The sequence below is a fragment of the Micromonospora sp. NPDC047753 genome (genome assembly GCF_040642735.1).
Classification (GTDB): Bacteria; Actinomycetota; Actinomycetes; order Mycobacteriales; family Micromonosporaceae; genus Micromonospora.
The window spans coordinates 1-8,165 of the sequence record NZ_JBEYSL010000311.1 but is presented as its reverse complement, the minus strand read 5'-3'; the positions used below and the strand labels follow the sequence as shown (position 1 = coordinate 8,165).

General features: G+C 72.6%; 6 protein-coding genes. 3 read left to right on the top strand and 3 right to left on the bottom strand.

Annotated elements, in window-relative coordinates; genetic code table 11:
* Positions 1–1,318, top strand: a 1,318-nt coding sequence (locus ABZ749_RS23365) for a hypothetical protein (protein WP_357231093.1), incomplete at its 5' end; no start/stop codon positions are given.
* Here ABZ749_RS23365 and ABZ749_RS23360 read toward each other — a convergent pair.
* Entirely contained in the window at positions 1,303–4,353 is a 3,051-nt protein-coding gene (locus ABZ749_RS23360; RefSeq protein WP_357231090.1) for an AAA family ATPase, read from the bottom strand. The genes ABZ749_RS23365 and ABZ749_RS23360 overlap by 16 nt on opposite strands.
* 11 nt (positions 4,354–4,364) lie before the next feature.
* The gene (locus ABZ749_RS23355) at positions 4,365–4,535 is read right to left on the bottom strand and encodes a hypothetical protein (RefSeq protein WP_357231087.1); all 171 of its coding nucleotides are present in this window, start codon (positions 4,533–4,535) and stop codon (positions 4,365–4,367) included.
* Between the two features lie 207 nt (positions 4,536–4,742).
* Here ABZ749_RS23355 and ABZ749_RS23350 point away from each other — a divergent pair, with 207 nt between their 5' ends.
* Entirely contained in the window at positions 4,743–5,429 is a 687-nt protein-coding gene (locus tag ABZ749_RS23350) for a DUF4191 domain-containing protein (RefSeq protein WP_145779624.1), read from the top strand.
* A 577-nt stretch (positions 5,430–6,006) separates the two neighbouring features.
* Here ABZ749_RS23350 and ABZ749_RS23345 read toward each other — a convergent pair.
* The gene (locus tag ABZ749_RS23345; RefSeq protein ID WP_357231084.1) at positions 6,007–6,405 is read right to left on the bottom strand and encodes an RDD family protein; all 399 of its coding nucleotides are present in this window, start codon (positions 6,403–6,405) and stop codon (positions 6,007–6,009) included.
* Between the two features lie 262 nt (positions 6,406–6,667).
* Here ABZ749_RS23345 and glnA point away from each other — a divergent pair, with 262 nt between their 5' ends.
* Complete coding sequence (gene glnA / locus ABZ749_RS23340; protein WP_355007781.1) at positions 6,668–8,092, top strand: type I glutamate--ammonia ligase; 1,425 nt, start codon at positions 6,668–6,670, stop codon at positions 8,090–8,092.
* Positions 8,093–8,165 lie beyond the last annotated feature (73 nt).

The following is an 8,165-nucleotide window of genomic DNA, read 5'->3' as shown; positions in this document are numbered from 1 at the left end:
GTTGCTGATGGTGGCGCTGCTGGCCCTCGGCTCCGACCGGATCGTCAAGAACCAGCTGATCGCCGGCGGCGGTTACCCCGAGATGAACGCGGCCGGGGCGGCGCTGGCCCTGCTCGCAGTGGATCTCGCCACCGGTCGACCGGGGCGGCGGACGGCCGACACCGAGCGTCCCGACGGGCGGACGGCCGACACCGGGCGACCCGGTTGGCGTCTGGCGCGCTGGGCCGCGTGGGGTTTCCTGGCCGGGCTGATGGTCTGGGTCGACCCGCTCGTGCTGCCGTACGTCGCGGCGACCGGCGCGGTCCTCGTCGGGTTCTGCCGCCGGGAGCTGTGGGGTGCCGCCGGGGCGCTGCTCGGGGCGGCGGCCGTGCTGGGAGCGGCCCCGCTGCTGCTGCACAGCCTGCTGACCGGGCGCAACCCGCTGCGTGCCGTGCTCGCGGCCAGCGGTACGAACGCCAGCACGGGCTGGCCGGACCGGCTGCACGGCGGCCTGGTGCTCGGCCCCGGGCTGGGCATGGGCTTCTGCGCTCCCGGTCAGTGCGCCACCTGGCAACTGTGGTGGGCGCTCGCCCTGCCGCTGCTGCTGGCCATCGCCGCCGCCACCGCCTGGCGGGCCCTGCGCACCTGCGAACCCGATCCTGCCGGTTCTGCCGCTGTGGGCCCCGACGCGGTGTCGCCTCGGGTGGCCGCAACGGCACGGCTGGCGCTCGTGCTGGCCGCGGTGGCCACCCTGGGCGCGTACACGGTGAGCAGTTCCGCCGGGCTCACCCCCGTGGAGAGTTCCCGCTACCTGTCCTGCCTGCTCATCTCCCTGCCGGCGCTGCTCTGGCCGGTGTGGACGGTGGCCCGGCACGGGCTGCGTCGGGCGGCGACCGGCCGACGCGGCGTCGGGTCGACGCTGGCCCGGTCGGTCGCTGTGGTGGTGCTCGCCGCCACGCTGGGCACCGCGGCCCACGCCACCTGGCGGGCAGCGGAGACCGTCCCGGCGACCCGGGCCGCCGAGGCCCGGCACACCGACCTGGTGAGCACCCTGCGCCAGCTCGGCGTACGGCACGTGCGCGCCGGCTACTGGACCTGCAACCGGCTCACCTTCGCCAGCGCGGAGCAGGTGGTCTGCGCGGTCGTCGACGACACCCTGCGCCCCGGTTTCGACCGCTACCCCGCGTACCGGCGGGAGGTGGACAGCGCGGCGGCACCGGCCTGGGTCGCGCCGACCGGCTCACCCCTGGCGGAGGTGCTCGACGAACGGCAGCGAGTCACACCGGGCACCCTCGACCTGGTCACCATCGAGGGCTGGCGCATCTACCTGCCGCGCTGATCCGGCGCGGCGGCCTCGGTGAGCAGGCCGAGGCGGTGGGCCAGGGCGGCGGCCTCCACCCGGTTGGTCACACCCAGCTTCGCGATGATCCGGGAGACGTGCACGCTCGCCGTCTTCGGCGAGATGAACAGCCGCTCGGCGATCCGGCTGTTGCTGTGCCCCTCAGCGACCAGGCGCAGCACCTCCCGCTCCCGGGCGGTCAACAGGTCCGCTCCGGCCCCGCCCCCGGCGCGCAGGCCGACCCGCCGCGCCAGTGTGGCGGCCGCCTCGACCAGCGGGGTCGCGCCCAGCCGCCGGCCGATCTCGGTGGCCTCGGTGACCGCCGTCGCCGCCTCGTCGCGTTCCCCGGCTGCGGCCGTCGCCTCGCCCAGCGCCAGCAGCGCCCTGCCCAACGGGTAGGGCTGCCCGTCGGCCCGCCACGCGTCGACAGCCGCACGCCACGCCGGCAGCGCCTGGTCGCCGACCGCGAGCAGCGCGGTGACCTGGGCGGCGTGCGCGCGGGCCGCCGGGTGCCGCGCCGGCAGGTCGGTGGCGAGCGCGGCCACCGCCGCGGCCAACTCCCGGTCACCCACCCGCGCCGCGGTACGCGCGGCGGCGCTGAGCACCGGCCAACCCTCCCGGGGCAGGCGCGGCAGGCTCTCGTCGGCCACCGCGACGCGGGCCGCCCGTACCGCCTCGACCTTGTCGTCCGCGGCCAGCGCCGCCTCGATCGCCAGCTCGTGCAGGGGCAGGCGGTGGTTCGGCCACAGGTACGGTCGATTGAGGAAGGTGAGCGCCCGGTCGACCAGCTCGTCGGCGCCCGGGTGGGCGCGGGCCAGCCGCAGCCCGGCGCCCAACTGGATCCAGTGCAGACTGGTGACGCCGGACAGGTCGATCCGGGCGGCCTCTCCGCAGACCGCCTCGGCCTCGTCCCACCGACCCAACGCGATGAGCGCCTCGGCCCGGTTGGAGAGCAGGTACGCCCCGGTGGAGCGGCTGATCCCCACCCGTCGCGCCTCGGCCACGCCGGCCTCGGCGGCCTCCGCGGACTCGGCGTAGCGGCCCAACTCGCAGAGCACGTCGGACTGGTACACCCGGGCGAGCACCAGGGCCGTGGAGTCTCCGGACTCGCGGACGACGGCCTCAGCCTGGCTCAGCTCGGCCAACCCCCGCTCCAGGTCCCGCTCGCCGTGGCAGAGCAGGGCGATCCGCGTGTGCAGCAGCGCCAGGTCCTCGCCGAGTGCCTTGCCGTCCACGGCAGCCTCGGCAGCCACCCGGGCCGCGTGTCCGGGGTCGATCTTGACCATGTGCGCGGCTATGTCGGCGAGCAGCCGAACCCGCGCCACGTCACGGGGGCCGCCGGCGGCCAGCCGGTACGCCTCATCCAGCTCCCGGCGGCCGTCACTCTTACCGAGCAGGGCCATCAGCCGACCCCGCTGGTTGAGCAGGCGGGCGGCGCGCAGCGGTGCGGCGTCGGTGTCCACCTCGGCCAGGCCGGCCCGGGTCAGCGTGATGGCCCGGCTGAAGTCGCCGGCCGTGACCGCCGCGGCCAGGGTCTGCTCCAGCAACGCCAGATGGTCCATGCCGAGCAGGTCGGCGGCGTCCGGCACCAGTTCCCACAACTCCAGCGCCCGCTCCAGCAGTCGGCGCTGCTCGGCGTACGCGTAGCGGTCGGCGGCGGCGCACGCGGCGGCTCGTGCGGCGACGAGGGCGCGCGGGTGGTCGTGCGCGGCGTACCAGTGGTGGGCGATCTCGGCCGGGGCCCGACCGGCGGCGACCAGGTGCGGCTGGGCCTCGATGGCGGCGGCGAAGCGGGCGTGCAGCCGGGCGTGCTCACCGGGCAACAACTCGTCGTGGACGGCCTCGCGGACCAGCGCGTGTCGGAACTCGTAGTCACCGTCCCGGTCGGCCACCACCAACTGGGCTGCGACGGCGGCGCGTAACGCGTCCTCCAGCTCGGTTTCGGGCAGCCTGGCGACCTCGGCGAGCAGGTCGTGGGCGAACCGGGTGCCGCCGGCGGCCGCGATCCGCAACACCCGCTGCGCCGGCTCCGGAAGCCGGTCCACCCGGGCCAGCAGCAGGTCACGCAGCGTCTCGGGCAGCGCCGCGCAGCCGATCGGGTCACCGGCGACGGCCAACTCCTCGATGAAGAAGGGGTTGCCCTGGGTACGGTCGTGGACGTCGTCGACGGCGCGGGCGGGCGGCTCGGCGCCGAGCAGGTCGGCGAGGATCGCGGCGGTGCCGTCGCGGTCCAGGCGAGCCAGCTCGACCCGCTCCACACCCCGGGCCCGATCCAGCTCGGCGAGGAACGGGCGCAGCGGGTGCCCGCGCTGCAACTCGTCGGTGCGGTAGGTGCAGACCAGCAGCAGCCGGCCCGGCCTCGCCGCCCGGACGAGGAAACCGATGAGGTCGCGGGTGGAACGGTCGGCCCAGTGCAGGTCCTCGATGATCAGGACCAGCGGGCGAGCATCGGCCAGCCGCTGGAACAGCTCGGCGACCAGGTCGAACAGGTAGCCGCGCGGGGCGTCGTTGAGCGGGACGGCGCGCGGGGTGGTCAGCGCCGCGGAGGCACGGCCCAGCTCCGGCAGGAGCGGAGCGAACTCCGCCTCGTAACCGGCGAAGACCTCGGGGCCGTCCGCGCGGAGCACCGCCCGCAACGCGGCGGCGAACGGCGCGAACGGCAGACCCGCCTCGCCCAGCTCCAGGCACTGGCCGACGAGCACCCGCGCCGCGCCCTCGGTGGCCCAGCCCGCGAACTCCTCCAGCAGCCGGGTCTTACCCACCCCAGCCTCGCCGCCGACCAGCACGGCGGTCGGCTCCCCGGCCCGCGCCCGGCCCAGCGCGTCTCGTAGTGCCACGGTCTCGCGGTGGCGCCCGACGAGGACGGAGCTGGCGGCGCGTACGGTCACGTGTTCGAGCATGCCATGGCGGCCCACCCCGCCGGCCCCGCCGATCGGCCGGCGGCCGGGCGGCGGGGTCGGATCGGGTCGAGCGGCCAGCCCGCCGGGCGCGGTGGACGTGGCAGCCACGCCGGGCGCGGTGGACGTGGCAGCCACGCTGAGCGCGGTCACCGGCGGGCGTCGCCGGTGCGACCGGCCTGCCTGCGCCGGCCCAGCCACCCGCGGCTGACCGGACGGGACAGCGACCGGGCGAGCCGGTCGGCGGAAGCGTCGGCGCGCAGCTCGGCGGCGTGGGTACGGTGCAGGGTGAGCAGGAAATCTGCGTCGTTGCCGAACATGTCGGGCTCCTTCGTGGCGTCGTCGTCTTCTGCTGACGACTCTTCGCGCGAAGGCCCCACCCGGGCATGGGCACGGTGCCTCATCTTCCGCGCCCACAGCCTCCTTACCCGGCCACTCAGGGCGCTCACGGCGACGTAAGGTACTCAGCTGCCCCGGCACCCGGACGCGGATCAACCGGGCCGGCGGCGACCACTAGACTCTGCGGCATGGCAAAGCCCCAGGAGAAGGTCTCGTTCGGCCAGCGGCTGAAGCAGATCGGGATGGTGTTCCAGTTCACCGCCAAGCAGGACCGGTGGTTCGCGCCGTTGGTCGCCGCAGCGGTGCTGCTCCCGCTCGCGCTCACCGTGGTCGCGGTCATCCTCTGGGGCTGGATCTGGCTGCCGCTGGGCATCCTGTTCATCCTGCTCGCGGTGCTGATCGTGCTCAACCTTCGGTCCAACAAGGCGATGATGAACGCCGCCGAGGGGCAACCCGGCGCGGCGGCGCAGATCATGGAGAACATGCGCGGCGACTGGCGGGTGACCCCGGCGGTCAGCTCGACCACCCAGATGGACATGGTCCACCTGGTGATCGGCCGCCCGGGCGTGATCCTGCTGGCCGAGGGCAACCCGCAGCGGGTGCGCGGCCTGCTCGGCCAGGAGAAGCGGCGGCTGTCCAAGGTGATCGGCTCCGCTCCCCTGCACGACTATGTGATCGGGCAGGAGGAAGGCGAGCTGCCGATCCGCAAGCTGCGGACCACGCTGCTGCGCCTGCCCCGCGCCCTCTCCGGCAAGGACGTCAACTCGCTGGACAAGCGACTCAAGGCGCTCACCGCCCGGCCACAGATGCCCAAGGGCGCGATCCCGAAGAACATGCGGCCGCCGGGCGCCTTCCGCCAGTCGCGGGGCCGCTGACCCCCCAGGTGTACGCGTAAAAGAGCCGGACCCACACGGGTCCGGCTCTTTCGCGTCGTGGCGTCAAACGCGCCCCGCCCATCCCGCCCGCCGCCCGCCCGCCCCCGCCGCCCTCCCCTGCCCTCGTCGATCATGGAGTTGTGGTGGGTGACAAAGTGCCTGCATCAGACCAAACCAGGCACCACAACTCCATGATCGACGAGGCCGGGCTCCCCCTCCTCCGCGATCTTGCACTTTCTGTTGCGACATAAGCGGGCATCTCGTGTATACCGGCGACAGGAATTGCAAGATCGACGCGGGCCGGGGGGGTCTGGAGTGGCGACCCTGGGATCGGAACTCGCCGTGCGACCTGGGCCAGCATCGATCACTGACGCGCGGCGCTGTCCCTGACGTAGTGGCATCGTGCGTGGCGGGGGCCATCACATCCTGGATTGGGCGCGATCTTGCCGGGAGCCGTGGTGGCGGGAACCGGGAGCCGTGGTGGCGGGAACCGGGAGCCGTGGTGGCGGGAATCGGGTGGCGGGGAGGCGGGAACCGGGTGGCGGGGAGGCGGGGAGCGGGCTCGGCGTGGGTCGGGTCAGGCGCGGGGGGCGTCGACGATGACCGAGCCGGCGATTCGGTCGTGCAGGCCACGTCGGTGCTCGTCCATGATCAGTGCGGGGACGACGAGGGCCAGCAGGAGGCCACGGATCAGCCCCCGGAGCACGCCGATCCGGCCGCCGTCGTTCCAGCTCACACAGCGGATCTTGGTGATGAACATGCCCGGAGTCTGGGCGAACAGGCCGAGGAAGATGCCGTACACCAGGACCAACACCAGCACCGGGGCCCAGCCGTCGCGTACCGGGTCGGCGAAGAAGTTGGACACCAGCAGGCAGAGCACCCAGTCGATGATCAGCGCCCCGAACCGCCGACCGAGGCTTGGCGCGGTGAAGGTGGGATCGGTGGCCGGCGCTGCCGGGAGGTGCGGATTGGTCACAGCGGTCAAGGGTATCCGCGCCGGGGTGAGGGCTTGCCGGGTGCCGCCGCCACTGTGTGCCGATTCAGGCCAAAGCGATCAGATGTCATTACACTGGCACAGTCGGTACGGCGTCCCTGGCGGGCCGGAGGCGTGGACGGGGCGCCACTGACGCTCCGCGAGGGACGTAACACGGCAGAAACAACGGAGACACGGCCGGGCAACCCCCCGGCCCTAGCGTCGCCAGAAGCCTAGCCACCCCGTGGACGTGCCAGGAGGATGTGTGTTCGCCAATCCCGAGGAACTGCTGCGATACCTCAAGAACGAGGACGTGAAGTTCGTCGACGTTCGTTTCTGTGACCTGCCCGGCGTGATGCAGCACTTCAACCTGCCGGTCGAGTCCGTCAACGACGACCTCTTCACCGACGGCCTCGCGTTCGACGGTTCGTCGATCCGCGGTTTCCAGGCGATCCACGAGTCGGACATGCTCCTGCTCCCGGATGTCGCCACCGCGTTCATCGACCCGTTCCGCGCGCAGAAGACGCTCGCGCTCAACTTCTTCATCCACGACCCGTTCACCCGCGAGGCCTACAGCCGCGACCCGCGCAACGTGGCGAAGAAGGCCGAGGCGTACCTGGCGGCGAGCGGCATCGCCGACACCGCCTACTTCGGCGCCGAGGCGGAGTTCTACATCTTCGACTCGATCCGCCACGAGACCTCGGCGCACCAGTCGTTCTACTACATCGACTCGATCGAGGGCGCCTGGAACACCGGCCGCGAAGAGCCGGGCGGCAACCGCGGTTACAAGACCGCGTACAAGGGCGGCTACTTCCCCGTCCCGCCGGTCGACCACTACGCCGACCTGCGTGACTCGATCGTGCGCCGCCTGGTCGACACCGGCTTCAACGTGGAGCGCTCGCACCACGAGGTGGGCACCGCCGGCCAGTCCGAGATCAACTACCGGTTCTCCACCCTGCTGCACGCCGGTGACCAGCTCCAGCTCTTCAAGTACATCGTGAAGAACGAGGCCTGGGCCAACGGCAAGACCGCGACGTTCATGCCCAAGCCGCTGTTCGGCGACAACGGCTCCGGCATGCACACCCACCAGAGCCTCTGGCTCAACGGTGAGCCGCTGTTCTACGACGAGACCGGCTACGCCGGCCTGTCCGACATGGCCCGCTGGTACATCGGCGGTCTGCTGCACCACGCGCCGTCGCTGCTGGCCTTCACCAACCCGACGATCAACTCGTACCGTCGCCTGGTGCCGGGCTACGAGGCGCCGGTCAACCTGGTCTACTCGCAGCGCAACCGCTCTGCCTGCACCCGCATCCCGGTGACCGGCAGCAACGCCAAGGCCAAGCGCGTCGAGTTCCGCGTCCCGGACCCGTCGGCCAACGTCTACCTGGCCTTCTCGGCCATGATGATGGCCGGCCTGGACGGCATCAAGAGCAAGATGGAGCCGCCGACGCCGATCGACAAGGACCTCTACGACCTCCCGCCGGAGGAGTGGGGCGACGTCAAGCAGGTGCCGGGCTCGCTGTCGGCAGTGCTCGACTCGCTGGAGGCCGACCACGACTACCTGCTCGACGGCGGCGTCTTCACCCCCGACCTGATCTCCACCTGGGTCGACTGGAAGCGCGCCAACGAGGTCGACCCGGTGCGTCTGCGCCCGACCCCGCACGAGTTCGCCATGTACTACGACTGCTGAGCAGTCAGTTGCACGACGGCTGCTGAGCAGTCGCTCGAAACACCGGCCGGGCCGGCTCCGCTCACCGCGGAGC